At 66.8% G+C, this 14,151-nt stretch carries 11 protein-coding genes and 1 pseudogene; 5 read left to right on the top strand and 7 right to left on the bottom strand.

Annotation, left to right across the window (positions count from 1 at the left end):
- Window positions 1-30: 30 nt before the first annotated feature.
- The 5 genes and pseudogenes from CCR79_RS00810 to phoU all read left to right on the top strand — a co-directional run bounded on the left by CCR79_RS00810 (window position 31) and on the right by phoU (window position 6,832).
- A complete protein-coding gene (locus CCR79_RS00810; protein ID WP_201167534.1) occupies window positions 31-996 on the top strand; it encodes a PstS family phosphate ABC transporter substrate-binding protein in 966 nt (321 codons plus the stop codon).
- Between the two features lie 185 nt (window positions 997-1,181).
- On the top strand, window positions 1,182-3,515 hold the full coding sequence (locus CCR79_RS00805) for an ABC transporter permease subunit (protein ID WP_242510764.1): 2,334 nt from the start codon (window positions 1,182-1,184) through the stop codon (window positions 3,513-3,515).
- 19 nt (window positions 3,516-3,534) lie between these two features.
- Window positions 3,535-5,211, top strand: a complete 1,677-nt coding sequence (gene pstA, locus CCR79_RS00800) for a phosphate ABC transporter permease PstA (RefSeq protein ID WP_201167522.1) — start codon at window positions 3,535-3,537, stop codon at window positions 5,209-5,211.
- Between the two features lie 116 nt (window positions 5,212-5,327).
- Window positions 5,328-6,080 (top strand): annotated as a pseudogene (pstB, locus tag CCR79_RS00795) (phosphate ABC transporter ATP-binding protein PstB); the annotation flags it as partial.
- Between the two features lie 11 nt (window positions 6,081-6,091).
- On the top strand, window positions 6,092-6,832 hold the full coding sequence (gene phoU, locus CCR79_RS00790) for a phosphate signaling complex protein PhoU (protein ID WP_201167517.1): 741 nt from the start codon (window positions 6,092-6,094) through the stop codon (window positions 6,830-6,832).
- 148 nt (window positions 6,833-6,980) lie between these two features.
- On the opposite strand, the gene CCR79_RS00785 is transcribed toward phoU, so the two are convergent.
- From CCR79_RS00785 to CCR79_RS00755, 7 genes are all read right to left on the bottom strand, one after another.
- A complete protein-coding gene (locus CCR79_RS00785; protein WP_201167514.1) occupies window positions 6,981-8,276 on the bottom strand; it encodes an arsenic transporter in 1,296 nt (431 codons plus the stop codon).
- 44 nt (window positions 8,277-8,320) lie between these two features.
- The gene (locus tag CCR79_RS00780; RefSeq protein ID WP_201167511.1) at window positions 8,321-8,830 is read right to left on the bottom strand and encodes a CBS domain-containing protein; all 510 of its coding nucleotides are present in this window, start codon (window positions 8,828-8,830) and stop codon (window positions 8,321-8,323) included.
- 151 nt (window positions 8,831-8,981) lie between these two features.
- A complete protein-coding gene (gene arsC, locus CCR79_RS00775) occupies window positions 8,982-9,413 on the bottom strand; it encodes an arsenate reductase (thioredoxin) (RefSeq protein ID WP_201167508.1) in 432 nt (143 codons plus the stop codon).
- A 39-nt stretch (window positions 9,414-9,452) separates the two neighbouring features.
- The gene (locus CCR79_RS00770) at window positions 9,453-9,983 is read right to left on the bottom strand and encodes a phosphatase PAP2 family protein (RefSeq protein ID WP_201167505.1); all 531 of its coding nucleotides are present in this window, start codon (window positions 9,981-9,983) and stop codon (window positions 9,453-9,455) included.
- Window positions 9,968-11,173, bottom strand: a complete 1,206-nt coding sequence (locus CCR79_RS00765; protein WP_242510763.1) for a glycosyltransferase family 4 protein — start codon at window positions 11,171-11,173, stop codon at window positions 9,968-9,970. The genes CCR79_RS00770 and CCR79_RS00765 overlap by 16 nt, the downstream gene beginning before the upstream one ends.
- A gap of 77 nt (window positions 11,174-11,250) precedes the next feature.
- Window positions 11,251-12,423 (bottom strand): ABC transporter ATP-binding protein, encoded by a 1,173-nt coding sequence (locus tag CCR79_RS00760; protein ID WP_201167498.1) that lies wholly within the window; start codon window positions 12,421-12,423, stop codon window positions 11,251-11,253.
- A complete protein-coding gene (locus CCR79_RS00755; protein WP_345941475.1) occupies window positions 12,420-14,102 on the bottom strand; it encodes an ABC transporter permease in 1,683 nt (560 codons plus the stop codon). Before CCR79_RS00755 ends, CCR79_RS00760 begins: the two co-directional genes overlap by 4 nt.
- Window positions 14,103-14,151 lie beyond the last annotated feature (49 nt).

Here is a 14,151-nt window from a genome sequence, read left to right as displayed (position 1 = left end):
TTCCCGAACAAGCTGAGTGGAGCAGAGATCATGTGGAAGAGAGGTTGTTTCCTGGGCATGGCCAGCATGGCCCTGGTGGCCGGCGGGCCGCTGGGTGCTGCCGAGGTGGATGACGACCTGCCGAATTACGAGCGGGTTTCGGGCATTTCCGGCAACCTGGGCAGTCAGGGCTCGGATACCCTCAACAACCTGATGACGCTATGGGCGGAGGAGTTCCAGGATTTTTACCCCAACGTCTCGGTGGAGATCGAGGGGGCCGGCTCGGGGACGGCGCCGGTGGCGCTGACCGAGGGGACTGCGAACTTCGGCCCGATGAGCCGGGATATGCGTTCCTCGGAGATCGAGAGCTTTGAGGATGCCCACGGTTACGAGCCCACCAAGGTGCGGGTGGCCATCGACACCATCGCGGTCTTCGTCAACCGCGACAATCCGATCGACGGGCTGACCATGGAGCAGGTGGACGGGATGTTCTCGGCCACGCAGCGCTGTGGTGGCAGCGATGTCACGCGCTGGGGCGACGTGGGGCTGGACGGCCCCTGGCAGAATCGGGACATCACGCTCTATAGCCGCAACGCCGTCTCCGGCACCTACGGCTTCTTCCGCGAGCACGCCCTGTGCGACGGCGACTTTAAGGACGCCATCAACGAGCAGCCGGGCTCCGCCTCGGTGGTCCAGGGTGTGTCCGAGTCGCTCAACGGCATCGGCTACTCCGGGATCGGCTACCAGACCTCCGGTGTGAAGGCGATCGCCCTGGGCGACGACGAGGACAACCTCTACGAGCCCAACGCCGAGAATGCGGTCAGCGGCGACTACCCGCTGTCGCGGTTCCTCTACGTCTACGTGAACAAGGACCCCAACGGCGAACTGCCGCCCATCGAGCGGGAGTTCCTGAAGCTGGTCCTCTCCGAGGAAGGCCAGGACGTGGTCCGCCGCGACGGCTTCATCCCCATGCCCGCACAGGCCGCCGAGCGCGAGCGCGAGCGTCTCGGTCTGTAAGGGGCAACCCACTGGCCGGGGCCCATACGCCCCGGCACCATCGTTGAGCGCTACGCGGGCCGGCCCTACGCCGGCCCGTTCTGTTTAGGGGGTTCAGCGGGTGTTCATCGTTTCGTCACGAAACCGTCATCCGCCCCCCTTAGGCTGCGTCAGCGTTCATTTCTCGCAGGGTGCGATCAAAGATCATGAGCGATCAGACGACAGGGCTCACCGAACCGGGCCGAGGCAGTGGCAAGGGTCCGTCCCGGGGCCTGCCGGACGCGGCCCGTCGGCGCCGCCTGCGCCGCTGGCGCGGGGCCAAGGACTGGATCAGTCGTGGCAGCGTGGCCACCTTCGGCGTGGGGGTCATCGGCGCGCTGGCGCTGATGTTCGTCTACCTCTTCTCCGAAACCATGCCCATCTTTGGCGAGCCGGAGATCCGGCCCGCCGCCAGCTACGCCGCCCCCGGCGGACCGGAACTTGGCGAGACGGTCCACGTCGCCATGGAGCGCTACCGCGAGGTCGGGGTGCGCTTCACCGACCGGGCCGGTTACGCCTTTTTCGACCCCCGCAGCGGCGAGCTGATCGAGCAGGGGCAGCTGAACAAGCCGTCCGGGGCACAGATCCGCAGTTTCGACACGGCCGAAGCCCGCCATCGGCTGGTGGGCTACGGCCTCGATGACGGCACGGCGATCTTCGCCCGTCACGACTACGACGTCAGCTACCCGGACGGCGAGCGCCAGGTCACCCCGTCGATCACCTATCCGGAGGGCGAGGGCGAACCCCTGGCGATCTGGGGCGAGGATGGCCATCCGCTCGACGCCATCGGGGTCCAGCGGGGGAGCCGTGGCTCCGCCGTGGTGGGTGCCAGCAACGAGCAGGAGGCCCTGCGCCTGGTGCTCTTCGAGGAGGAGACGGACTTCATCACCGGTGAGGCGACCGTTGAGCGCGAGGTCTACGACCTGCCTTGGCCGGAGTCGGGAATCGAGGTCACACGGATCCTCCTCGACACCACCATGCGTAACCTCTTCGTTGGCGATGCCAAGGGGCGGTTGCACTACTTCGATGTCTCAAACCTGAACCGCCCGCGTCTGGTCGGCACAGTGCGCGCAATCGAGGGGGACGATGCCGAGGTCACGCAGCTTCAGTTCCTGCTCGGGGCCGCGTCGATGATCGCCGGTGGCTCCGACGGATCGGTGTCACAATACATGGTGACCCGGGACGAGGCGGGGGATCGGCAGCTTACGCGCATCCGTACCTTCGATGGCCACCCGGCGGCGGTGACCGGCATCGCACCGGAGCACGCCCGTAAAGGCTTCGCTACCGGCGCCGCCGACGGCACGCTGCAGCTGCACTATGCCACCTCGTCGCGCACGTTGACGCAGCTGGCGCTGGAGGGCGGCCCCTCAGTGGCCGCGCTGTCGATGGCGCCGCGACAGAACGCGCTGATGGCCGTCGGTGCCAACGAGCGGTTCAACTACCTGGACGTCGACAACCCGCACCCGGAGGTTTCGTTCAAGGCCCTGTGGCAGAGGGTCTGGTACGAGGGCCGCGATGCGCCCGCCTACGTCTGGCAGTCATCTTCCGCTACCGACGAGTTCGAGCCCAAGTTCTCGCTGGTACCGCTGACCATCGGCACGTTGAAGGCGGCGTTCTACGCCATGCTCTTTGCGACACCCATCGCGATCCTCGGGGCGATCTACTCGGCCTACTTCATGTCCGCACGCATGCGGCAGATGACCAAGCCCGCCATCGAGATCATGGAGGCGCTGCCAACGGTCATCCTCGGCTTCCTCGCGGGGCTCTGGGCTGCGCCGTTTTTCGAGCGGAATCTCCCGGCAGTCTTCTCCATCCTGATCGCCCTGCCTATCGCCATGGTGATGGCCGCTTGGCTGTGGACCCGGGTCTTCCCCGAGGGCATCCGCAGCCGGGTGCCGCCGGGCTGGGAGGCCGCACTGCTGATCCCGGTGGTGATCGGGGTCGGGTGGCTCGGCGTCACCGCCAGTCCCTACATGGAGCTCGCTTTCTTCGGCGGTGATATGCGCCAGTGGCTCACCAATCAGGGGATCGACTACGACCAGCGCAACGCCTTGGTTGTGGGGATCGCCATGGGCTTCGCGGTGATCCCGACGATCTTCTCCATCTCCGAGGATGCGGTGTTCAACGTGCCGCGCCACCTCTCGCAGGGGGCCTTGGCGCTCGGCGCGACGCCCTGGCAGGCAGTGGCCACCGTGGTCCTGCTGACGGCCAGCCCCGGCATCTTTTCGGCGGTGATGATCGGCTTCGGCCGGGCCGTCGGCGAGACCATGATCGTGGTCATGGCCACCGGCAACTCGCCAGTCACCAATTTCAACCTCTTCGAGGGCATGCGCACGCTCTCGGCCAACATCGCTGTGGAGATGAAGGAGACCGCGCAGGGGAGCAGCCACTACCGGATCCTATTCCTTGCCGCCTTAGTGCTCTTCGTCCTGACCTTCGCGGTCAACACCGTGGCGGAGATCGTGCGCCACCGCCTGCGCAAGAAGTACAGCGCGCTCTGATACGGAGGATGCCGCAACGATGCGCGACTGGTTCAACAAGGGAACACCCTGGATTTGGCTCAACGCCGGGGCCGTGGCCGTATCACTGGTCATGGTGGCGGGGCTCATCGGCCATATTGCCTACAACGGCCTGCAGCACTTCTGGCCCAGCAATGTCGTGGCCTTCGAATACCAAGAGCCCGGGCGTGACGCCGAGCAGGTTCTCGGCGAGGTCGACGCCGCGGAGACCCTGACCGCGCCGGCGGCCCGCGAGCGCGGCTTCGAGGTGGACGACGACGATGCGCTGATCACCCGCTACCGGATCAAGCGCGGCAACCGGGACGTCGATGGCCGGGACTTTGTTTGGTACGCCGACGTCAACATGTCGGAGTGGAGTCACCCCAAGGATGCGGTGGTCATCGAGCGCCGGCAGTGGGGGGATTTCATCGGCTACCTGCGCGACGTGCGCATCGACGGGGAGAAGGTCGAGACGGTCAGCGACGAGGGCGACGCGACCTGGGACCGTTTCCTGGAGCTCTACGAGGAGAATCGCTCGCGGATCCAGGAGATCCAGCGCATCGAGCGCGTGGAGATCGGCGCGGTTAACGCCGAGATCGAGGAGATCCGCCTGACCGAGCGCCAAATCGAGGCCGACCTAACCCTGAGCGAGGAGGAGCGCACCGAGCAGCTCGAGGCCCTGGAGGCCGAACGGGACCGCTGGGAGGGGGAGTACGCGGAGCTCGAGCAGCGGCGCAACGAGCTGCTCGAGGAGGTCGGACGCTACGCCGTGGGGATGGAGACCGCCGCGGGTAAAGAGGTGGTCATCGCCATGGGCGACGTGGTCAAGCCATGGCGACCGAACGCCATGAGCGTCTGGGACAAGGCCCGCTTCTACGTCGGCGACTTCTGGGACTTCGTCAGCGGCTATCCGCGGGAGGCCAACACCGAGGGCGGCATCCTGCCGGCGATCTTCGGCACGGTGCTGATGACCATCGTCATGGCCGTCTTTGTCACACCCTTCGGCGTGCTCGCGGCGATCTACCTGCGTGAGTACGCCCGGCAGGGGCCGCTGACGCGGATGATCCGCATCTCGGTGAACAACCTCGCCGGCGTCCCGTCCATCGTCTTCGGCGTCTTCGGCCTCGGCTTCTTCGTCTACTTCGTCGGGGGTGGAGTGGACCAGCTCTTCTTCGAGGAGCGCCTACCGGCGCCAACCTTCGGCAAGGGCGGCGTGCTCTGGGCCTCGCTGACCCTGGCGCTGCTGACCCTGCCGGTGGTGATCGTCTCCACCGAGGAGGGTCTCTCGCGCATCCCCGGGTCGATCCGGCAAGGGGCGTTGGCCCTGGGGGCGACTAAGGCGGAGATGCTCTGGCGGGTGGTGATCCCGTTGGCGACGCCGGCGATGATCACCGGGCTGATCCTGGCCGTGGCCCGTGCGGCCGGCGAGGTAGCGCCGCTGATGCTTGTCGGCGTGGTCAAGCTGGCCCCGCAGCTGCCGGTGGATGGGAGTTTCCCGTACATCCACCTGGAGCGCAGTTTCATGCACCTGGGCTTTCACATCTTCGACGTCGGCTTCCAGAGCCCCAACGTCGAGGCCGGGCGGCCGCTGGTCTACGCCACGGCGCTGATCCTGGTGCTGGTCATCATTGTGCTCAACCTGACGGCCATCTCGATCCGCAACTTCCTGCGCGAGAAGTACAAGGCCGAGAGCGATTAAGAGAGGGAGCTATGAACGCCACCAATTCCCCGTCCGCACCCACCCACGGTTTCAGCAGCGAGGCGCTGCAGGACCGCCAGCGGGATGGCTCGGCGGCGAGAAAACGGTTGGGCAGCGATATCTGTCTTCAGACCCATGAGCTCAGCCTCTGGTACGGGGAGGAGCAGGTGCTCAAAGGGGTCGACCTGGAGATCCCCCGAGGCCAGATCACCGCCTTCATCGGGCCTTCAGGTTGCGGGAAGTCGACGCTTCTGCGGTGTTTCAACCGGATGAATGACCTGATCGACAACTGCCGGATCGAAGGGCGCATCACCCTCGACGGCGAGGAGATCCACGCCCGGCGCATGGATGTGCCCGAGCTGCGCCGCCGGGTCGGCATGGTCTTCCAGAAGCCGAACCCCTTCCCGAAGTCGATCTACGAGAATGTGGCCTACGGTCTGCGTCTTCAGGGCGTGCGCAATCGCCGTACCCTCGATGAGGTTGTCGAGAAGTCGTTGCGCCGGGCCGCACTCTGGGACGAGGTCAAGGACCGGCTCCACGAGAACGCCTTCGGCCTCTCCGGTGGGCAGCAGCAGCGGCTCGTCATTGCCCGGGCCATCGCCGTGGAGCCGGAGGTGCTGCTGCTCGACGAACCGGCATCAGCCCTCGATCCGTTGGCTACGCTCAAGATCGAGGAGTTGATGTTCGAACTCAAGGAGCGCTACACCATCGCCATCGTCACCCACAACATGCAGCAGGCCGCGCGGGTGTCGGATTTCACGGCGTTCCTCTACCTCGGTGAGCTCATTGAGCACAACGATACCGATACGCTCTTCACCAATCCCGGCAAGAAGCAGACCGAGGATTACATCACCGGCCGTTACGGCTGAGGAGACCGCCGATGACCGACGAGAACCCCACCGAAAAGAGCTTCTTCCAGGAGCACATCTCCCAGCGGTTCAACGCCGAGCTAGAGGCGATCCACGACCGCGTTCTGAGCATGGGCGGCCTGGTGGAGCAGCAACTGGCCGATGCCGTGGCGGCGATGGCCGAGTCGCGGACGGAACTGGCGGAGAAGGTGGTAACCAGTGACTACCAGATCAACGCCCTGGAGGTGGCCCTGGACGAGGACTGCACGCAGATCCTGGTCCGCCGACAGCCCACCGCCTCGGATCTGCGCCTGGTCATGGCGGTGATCAAGACCATCACGGATCTGGAGCGCATCGGCGACGAGGCGGAGCGGATCGGGCGGATGGCGCTGCACTTCCTCGAGCTGGACCGGCAGAACGGTCCGATCGAGGAACTCGGCGAGATGGGCGAGCATGTGCAGGGGATGCTGCGCGGTTCACTGGATGCCTTCGCCCGCATGGATGTCGAGCAGGCCGTGCGCGTGGCGCAGCAGGACATCCAGGCGGACAGTCAGTACGAGGTGATTGTCCACCGTCTGATGGAGCAGATGATGCGCAGTCCGGAGACCGTACCGCGGGTCATGGACGTGGTCTGGACAGCTCGTTCGCTGGAACGCATCGGGGATCGCGCCCGCAATATCTGCGAGTACGTGGTCTACTTCGTCCGCGGCAAGAACGTGCGCCACACGAGCTTCGAGCAGATGGCTCAGGAGGCCACCGGAGACCGGCATTAGGGCTACGGCGCGCAACCAACCACCCGGTACCCCGCTTGGCGCCCCCGGGCCCGGCTGTGCGGGCCAGGGGCGCGGCGCGTCGGCTTGAATAGCCCCGGCTTGGTTGGCGCAGTAAAGCCGCTTGAGCCCCGTTTTCGCCGGTGAGGGCCTAGCCGTGGAGCACCTGAAGCCAGCCGGCGAGGGCGAGGAGCGTGACGAACAGCACCGGCGGGGTGATGACGATGCCGATGGCGAAGTATTTCGCCCAGGTGATGTGCACCCCTTTGCGGGCCAGTACGTGTAGCCAGAGCAGCGTGGCCAGACTGCCGATCGGGGTGATCTTCGGCCCCAGGTCCGAGCCGATGACGTTGGCGTAGATCATGGCTTCCTTGACCAACCCGCTGGCGCCGGACTCATCGATGGAGAGTGCCACCACCATGACACCGGGCATGTTGTTCATCACCGAGGCGAGGAACGCGGCGATGAAGCCGGTGCCGAGCGTCGCCACGACCACGCCCTGGGCGGCGATGACATCGAGCGCGCCGGCGATCTCGGCGGTCAGCCCCTGGTTGCGTAGCCCGTAGACGACCAGGTACATCCCTACCGAGAAGATCACGATCTGCCACGGCGCGTTCTTCAGCACCTGTCGAGTGGCAATGGCGTGGCCCCGGGCGGCAACGGCCAGCAGGATGGCCGCACCGGCGCCGACAATCGCGGAGATGGGCACGCCCATCGGCTCGATCACCAGAAAGGCTAGAAGCAGCAGGGCCAGTACGCCCCAGCCGGCCCTGAACACGGCCGGATCCTTGATTGCCTGACGCGGCTCGCGCAGGCCTGCCGCGGAGTAGACCCGCGGGATCTGCTTGCGGAAGAAGAGCGTGAGCACGGCCAGTGAGGCGAGCACCGAGACCACCGTCACCGGCACCATGACCATCGCATACTGGTTGAAGCCGATATCGAAGAAGTCCGCCGAGACGATGTTCACCAGGTTGGAGATGACCAGCGGCAGCGAGGCGGTATCGGCGATGAACCCCGCCGCGATGACGAAGGCGAACGCCGCACCGGCCGAAAAGCCGAGCGCCAAGAGCATCTCAAGGACGATCGGGGTCAGCATGAGTGCAGCGCCGTCGTTGGCGAAGATCGCCGCCACTGCTGCGCCCAGGAAGATGATAAAGGCGTAGAGGCGCAGGCCGCTGCCCTTGCCCCAGCGCGCCACGTGTAACGCCGCCCATTCGAAGAATCCGGCCTCGTCCAGCAGCAGCGAGATGATGATGATGAACACGAAGGTCAGGGTGGCGTTCCAGACGATATCCACCACCACGGGGACATCGCTTAGCTCGACCACGCCGGTGACCAGCGCCACCAGGGCACCGGCGGTCGCGCTCCAGCCGATGCCCAGCCCCTTGGGCTGCCAGATGACCAGAGCGATGGTGATGACGAAGATCGCGATGGCGGCTAATAGCATGGCTTCCGGTCTTCGGGGTCAGGAGGGTGTTGGGGTGGTTGGGGTCACGGGGATGAGTCGTCGCTGGGCAGATCCCCTTTCATGGGGTTACAGCACTCCGGGTGCTGCGTCAGGCAGCGCATCAGATCGAAGCGCGTGACCATCCCGAGCAGACGTCCCTCGCGGTTGACGACTGGCACTGCATGGATGCGGTGCTCGAGGAGCATACGGGCCGCCACGCTCGTGTCATCCTGCGGGGTGACGGTCACTAGCTTGCGGGTCATGACCTGCTGCGCCGTGCGTCCTTCCACCCGATCCGGCTCGTCGGCAGCGGCGCCGCGCAGGGGGGAGCGGTAGAGGGACTCGACCCACCAGGACTCACGCTGCGGGACCCGCAGATCCGCCATCCTGTGCGTGAGATCGCCGGTGGAGACGATGCCGATCAGGGTTCCCTGCGCGTCGACCACAGCGATGCTGTTCAGGCATTGCGCGAGCATCGCATTCGCCACCTCGTGAACCGGGGTTTCCGGGGGGACCGTGGTCGGCTCCCGGGTCATGATCCGTTCGATCTTCATCGCCTGCCCTCCTGCGGATCGACGCGGCCCATCTCTCCGGTTATCCGGCAAGAGTACGTTTGTCCATATATCCGGTCAACCGTATATAAACGCGCTTTACGGGACTCCGACAGACCGGGTGCCCGCCAGACCGGTTGCCGCGTGGATTCTCCTAGGTCGTGGAGATCGGATCGGTGAGGAGCGCGCGGACACGCTGCTTGATGTCGTCCCGAACGGCACGGAAGGCATTGAGGATCTCCTCGTCGGTGCCCTCGGCGCGGGCCGGGTCCGGCAGCGGCCAGTGGTGTTTAACAACCCGGCCGGGCACCACGGGGCAGTGCTCGTCGGCGTGTCCGCATACCGTGACCAGCATATCGGCCTGGTTCAGCATATCCTCGGTCAAGACGGTCGAATGTTGGTTGGCTATATCAACCCCGTCCTCGCGCATGACGGCGATCGCGCGGGGATTTTGGCCGTGCGCTTCGATGCCGGCGGACAGCACCCGCCAGCTTTCGTCCGCCATCGTTCGGGCGTAACCTTCGGCCATCTGGGACCGGCAGGAGTTGCCGGTGCAGAGGAAGAGCAGGGTGCGCGTGTTGGTCATGGGCGTCCTCCATGGATGGGGGCGCGGTAGCTCCCGAGTCTAAACCACGAACAGCCACAGGCTGCCATGGGCGATCAGGGCGCCGATCAGGGCACCGGCGAGGACGTCCGTCGGGTAGTGGAGCCCCAGGACCACCCGCGAGGCGGCGATGAGCCCGGCGACCGGGATCAGCCATACGGCAAGGGCCGGGTAGTAGGCGCTAGCCAGCAGCGTGAATCCGACCGCATGCAAGGTATGCCCGGAGGGGAAGCTGTAGCGGTCGAGGGCCGGTGTCCCCGGGGTCAGGGAGGGGTCTGCCTCATACGGCCGGAGCCGACGCGTGCCGCGCTTGATGAGCGTGTAGAGCAGGGTGCCGACCAGGCCCGCTGCGGCCATGTGCAGCACCGCAGTCGCTCCGTTGATCCCCTCGATCAGGAGGATACCGGCCATGAGGCCGTACCAGAGCCCACCGTCGCCCAGACGACTCGCCGCGACGAACACCCGGCGCGACAACTGCCGTTGCTGGACCCGGCGCAGCGCCAGGCAGAGAAGCAGCTCCCACTGCTGAAAGCGGATCAGGGCTTGCTGCATAGCGTGACCCCTCCTCGGTTCAGGCCATCGTGTCCCCGCACGGCCTCGGCCAGGATGTGGCCGAAACGCCGAGCGACGTGTTGCCAACTCAGGGATTCAACCTCGGCGCGGGCGGCCTTTTGCCAGCGCTGGCGGGTTTCCGGAGCGAGGAGCGCGGATCCGACGGCGGCCTCGATCCAGCCGCCGGGGTCGTCCCGGGCAACAAGGCGGCCACTGACGGCGTCCTCGACGTGGCGATGGGCAGCGGCGTAGTCGAAGGCGATGACTGGCACCCCGCTGGCCAGTGCCTCGAGCGTCACGTTGCCGAAGGTCTCGCTCAGGCTGGGGAAGAGGAACAGATCCGCCGAGGCGTAATAGCGGGCGAGGTCCGCGCCGCGGCGCACACCGGCGAAGATCAGATCCGGGTGCTGACGCTGGAGTTCCGCGCGCATCGGGCCGTCGCCGACAAGTACCAGTCTTGCCGCCGGCTGTACGTGCTGGATATGGCGGAACGCCTCGACGGCCAGGCCTAGGTTCTTCTCCGCGGCCAGACGCCCGACATAGAGCAGAACCGGGGCACGGTCATCGGCTCCCCAGCCAGCGCGCAACGTGGCCGAGCGCCGGTCCGGGTGGAAGCGGTGGGTGTCGACCCCCCGGCCGAGGGTCTCGACGTTCCGGTAGCCCCGCTCGGTCAGTGCCTCGGCCAAGCGGGTTTCAGGAACCAGTGTCCGGTCGGTTCGATTGTGGAATCGGCGCAGGTAGCGCTGGACGGCCCCGTTCAGCGGGCCGAGCCCGTAGTGGCTGGCGTAGGTATCGAAGCGCGTGTGGAAGCCGCTGACGGTGGGTAGGCGCAGGCGGGCCGCCGCCCGCTGCGCCGACCAGCCCAGGGGCCCTTCCGTGGCGATATAGACGGCGTCCGGTCTTTGGCTGCGCCAGAGCTCTTCGAGGAGGCGGGGGCGGACGAGGCCGCAACGGACCTCCCGGTAGCCCGGTATCGAAACGCCGCAGACCGGGTAGAGGTTGGTCTCCTGGCCGCGTGGACGCGCCGGGTGGTGGGGCACGATCAGGTCAACCCGGGTCGTGTCCTGTCTCAAACCGGCGACCAGGTGCGAGAGCGTCGTGGCCACCCCGTTGGCTTCCGGGGCGTAGGTTTCGGACACGATGCTCACGCGTTGCAATGGGGCGGGCGGGGGTAAGATCTTTTTGCTCATGGCCCCCGAGTCTGCGGGGGCCATGTTGCAGGGTCGTGATGGCTGCGTGAGCCGGGGATGACAGTGATCCGCCGGCGTCAGGCTGTCCGCAGCTGGCAGTCTGCGGCGCCTTCCGGGGCGGAGTTGGCAGCGGTTGGCTCGTCGCTGTAGGCGCAGGTCCCTTCGGTATCGATGGCCAGCTGCACGGGGCCGGCGGCGTCCAGCGGATGGCGGGAAAAGAACGTCAGCGGCTCATCGCCGAGGCGGCATACCACCCGCCAGTGGTAACCCTCGAAACAGCACTGCTCCACGGTGGCCGTGACCAGCTGCTCGTCGGCGCGTGCTGGCTCGTCCGCGCGCAGCGGACGGATGGCTTCCGGACGGATGCGGACCGTGGCTCCAGTGCCGCGGGGCTCGCCCCGGGCATGGCCGCGAACCGTCATGTGCGTGCCGCCGCTGCGGACGCTGAGGCGGCCTTCGCCATCGTGGCCGACGATCTCGGCCTGCAGCTGGTTGTTGTAGCCCACCAGGCCGGCAATCCAGGCGTTCGACGGCGACTGGAAGACCTCCTTCGCCGAGCCCACCTGCTCGACCTGACCGCCGCGCATGACCACCAGCCGGTGCCCTAGGGCGACCGCCTCGTGGATATCGTGGGTGACGTAAATGGCAGTGGTCTCGAGCCGCTGCAGCAGCTCGGCGAGCTCGATGCGCATCTGGATCCGCAGCTGGGCATCGAGGTTGGACAGGGGCTCATCGAACAGAAGCACCTGCGGGTCCGTGGCCAGCGCGCGTGCGATGGCCACCCGCTGTTGCTGCCCGCCGGAGAGCTGGCGCGGGTAGCGCTGTGCCATCCCGTCCAGGCCGAGCATGCCGAGCAGCTCCGCCGTGCGCGAAGCCCACACGGCCTTGGGCACACCGCGATGACGCATACCGAAGCGGACAATGCGCTCCACGGTCATGTGCGGCCACAGGGCGAAGTCCTGGAAGACCATGTTCACGGGGCGCTGCTCGGGCGGAACGACGGCGCCGGGCCGGGATACGCACCGGCCGCCGATGCGGATGGCCCCCGCGCTGGGCGTGTCGAGCCCGGCGATCAGGCGAAGCAGCGTGGACTTCCCGCAACCGGAAGGGCCGAGGATGGCGATTACCTCGCCGGGGTGGATGTTCAGGGAGGCCTGTCCCAGCGCCGGGACCCCGTCGAAGTGGCGGCTGACGGCGTCCACCTCCACGCCGGCGGCCTGTGCCCGGTTGGCGGGTTTCGTCGTGGTCATGATCGTGATGTCTCCGTCGTGGTTTCGAAGTAGCTACGGAACAGCCGTCGGGCGCTGAAACGGACCGTGACGATGACCGCTGCGGTGATCAGGCAGACCACGACCGTAGCGGCGGTCGCCCATTCGTACTGCACCGTGCGGAAATGCTCGTCGATGATCACCGGGATGGTCGGGAAGCCCGGCGGCTGTAGCATGGTGGTGATGGCCAGGTCGAAGACACTGGTGGCGAATACAGCGAGGCCGGCGGAGAGCAGGCCGGAGAGGGTCAGCGGCAGGAGGATGGCGCGGATGCGCGTCCACAGGCCAGCTCCCTGGAGTGCGGCGCTCGACAGGAACGATCCCGGCGTCTGGGACATGGCGCCGAGCAAAACCCGCACGGCGATGGGCACCGAGGCCGCTGCCGAGCACAGGGCAATCGCCCAGCCGCTGCCGTAGACCTGGATGCCGATGTCGGCCAGCCAGCGCTGGTTCCACCAGAAGATGTAGCCTACGGCCAGAACAATGCCGGGAACTGCCAGGGTGACGGTCGAGGCCACATCGATAAAGCGCCGCAGCCGGTGCCCGCTGTAGGCCAGCAGATACGCCGCCAGGAAGCCAATGACCAGGGCGATGGCGGCAGCGGCGAAGGCGATGCCGAAGCTGTTCTTGAGCGCCGGCAGCAAGGCCGAGCCGCTGGATAGCACGGCCTGGTAGTTGGCCAGGGTGAGATTGTCCCAGCTCAGGCCGGCCCCGTAGCGCTCCATGAACGAGACGGAGAGGCTGGTTCCCAGCGGGGCGAAGACCGCCAGGCCGAGGAACGCGAAGGTGATCGCCGAGAGGAGCGGCCAGAACCGGGGCCTGGGGCGCTGCCGCGGCGTTGCCGCCGCGGTGAGGAAATCCCGGCCGCCGCCGCGCAGCACACGGATCTGGATGGCGATCGCCACGGCAACCATCGAGACCAGGACCGCGGCCAGCACGGCGGCCCCCTCAAAAGACACGGGTACGGTCTGGATCTCGGTGCGGATGACGTAGGGAATGAGCGGGAAACGGAACACCGAGATGAAGGCGGCTGGCAGCCCGAAGTCACCGATGGTATCCACGAAGACGAGGATGCCAGCGGCCAGCAGGGCCGGGAGGAGCAGTGGTAGCCGGATGGCGCGGAAAACCGTCCACGGCCGCGCGCCGGAGAGCCGGGCGGCGTGCTCGTACCGGCTGACGTCCCACTGCAGCGCGGCGCTGAAGGCCAGGTAGGCCAGCGGGAAGTTGGCCAGGCTCATCACCAGGATCAGCCCCGGCAACGAGAAGATGACGTCCCCGGCCCAGGGGATGCCGAGCAGCGAGGCGGTGCCGCCGCTGCGTGCGAAGAGCACCCAGCCCTGGGCGATGATGAACGACGGCATCACCAGGACGAACCAGGCGGAGAAGTCGATCAACCCCGATCCCGGGAAGCGCCAGTGGTGCCGCATCCAGGCGAGTCCGACGCCAATGGCCGCGCCGAGGACCATCGTCCCAAGGCCGAGCAGCAGCGAGTTGCGCACCGCGTTGCGCCAGAGGCTGCGTTCCCACAGGTCGCTGAACAGATCGAAATTGCCGAGTTGCAGGCTGCCCAGGTACAGCTGCGGGAAGGCCAGGTGGGCCAGCATGGCGGCCAGCGGGAGTCCGACCAAAACGATCAGGGCGGCCGTCACCGCCCAAGCCACTGATCGGTCCCCCGGGCCGGAAAGGCGGCGCCACCGCCCGGTCAATGCG

The sequence above is a fragment of the Halorhodospira halophila genome (assembly GCF_016653405.1).
In the GTDB taxonomy this organism is placed as follows: Bacteria; Pseudomonadota; Gammaproteobacteria; order Nitrococcales; family Halorhodospiraceae; genus Halorhodospira; species Halorhodospira halophila_A.
Note: the sequence above shows the minus strand (reverse complement) of the source record. Positions and strands in the feature narration are given on the sequence as shown.

What these genes read in the sequence shown, in the direction of transcription:
- CCR79_RS00810 (WP_201167534.1), top strand. Translation starts at nt 31, where the DNA reads ATGTGGAAGAGAGGTTGTTTCCTGGGCATGGCCAGCATGGCCCTGGTG.
- CCR79_RS00805 (WP_242510764.1), top strand. Translation starts at nt 1,182, where the DNA reads ATGAGCGATCAGACGACAGGGCTCACCGAACCGGGCCGAGGCAGTGGC.
- pstA (WP_201167522.1), top strand. Translation starts at nt 3,535, where the DNA reads ATGCGCGACTGGTTCAACAAGGGAACACCCTGGATTTGGCTCAACGCC.
- phoU (WP_201167517.1), top strand. Translation starts at nt 6,092, where the DNA reads ATGACCGACGAGAACCCCACCGAAAAGAGCTTCTTCCAGGAGCACATC.
- CCR79_RS00785 (WP_201167514.1), bottom strand. Translation starts at nt 8,276, where the DNA reads ATGCTATTAGCCGCCATCGCGATCTTCGTCATCACCATCGCTCTGGTC.
- CCR79_RS00780 (WP_201167511.1), bottom strand. Translation starts at nt 8,830, where the DNA reads ATGAAGATCGAACGGATCATGACCCGGGAGCCGACCACGGTCCCCCCG.
- arsC (WP_201167508.1), bottom strand. Translation starts at nt 9,413, where the DNA reads ATGACCAACACGCGCACCCTGCTCTTCCTCTGCACCGGCAACTCCTGC.
- CCR79_RS00770 (WP_201167505.1), bottom strand. Translation starts at nt 9,983, where the DNA reads ATGCAGCAAGCCCTGATCCGCTTTCAGCAGTGGGAGCTGCTTCTCTGC.
- CCR79_RS00765 (WP_242510763.1), bottom strand. Translation starts at nt 11,173, where the DNA reads ATGAGCAAAAAGATCTTACCCCCGCCCGCCCCATTGCAACGCGTGAGC.
- CCR79_RS00760 (WP_201167498.1), bottom strand. Translation starts at nt 12,423, where the DNA reads ATGACCACGACGAAACCCGCCAACCGGGCACAGGCCGCCGGCGTGGAG.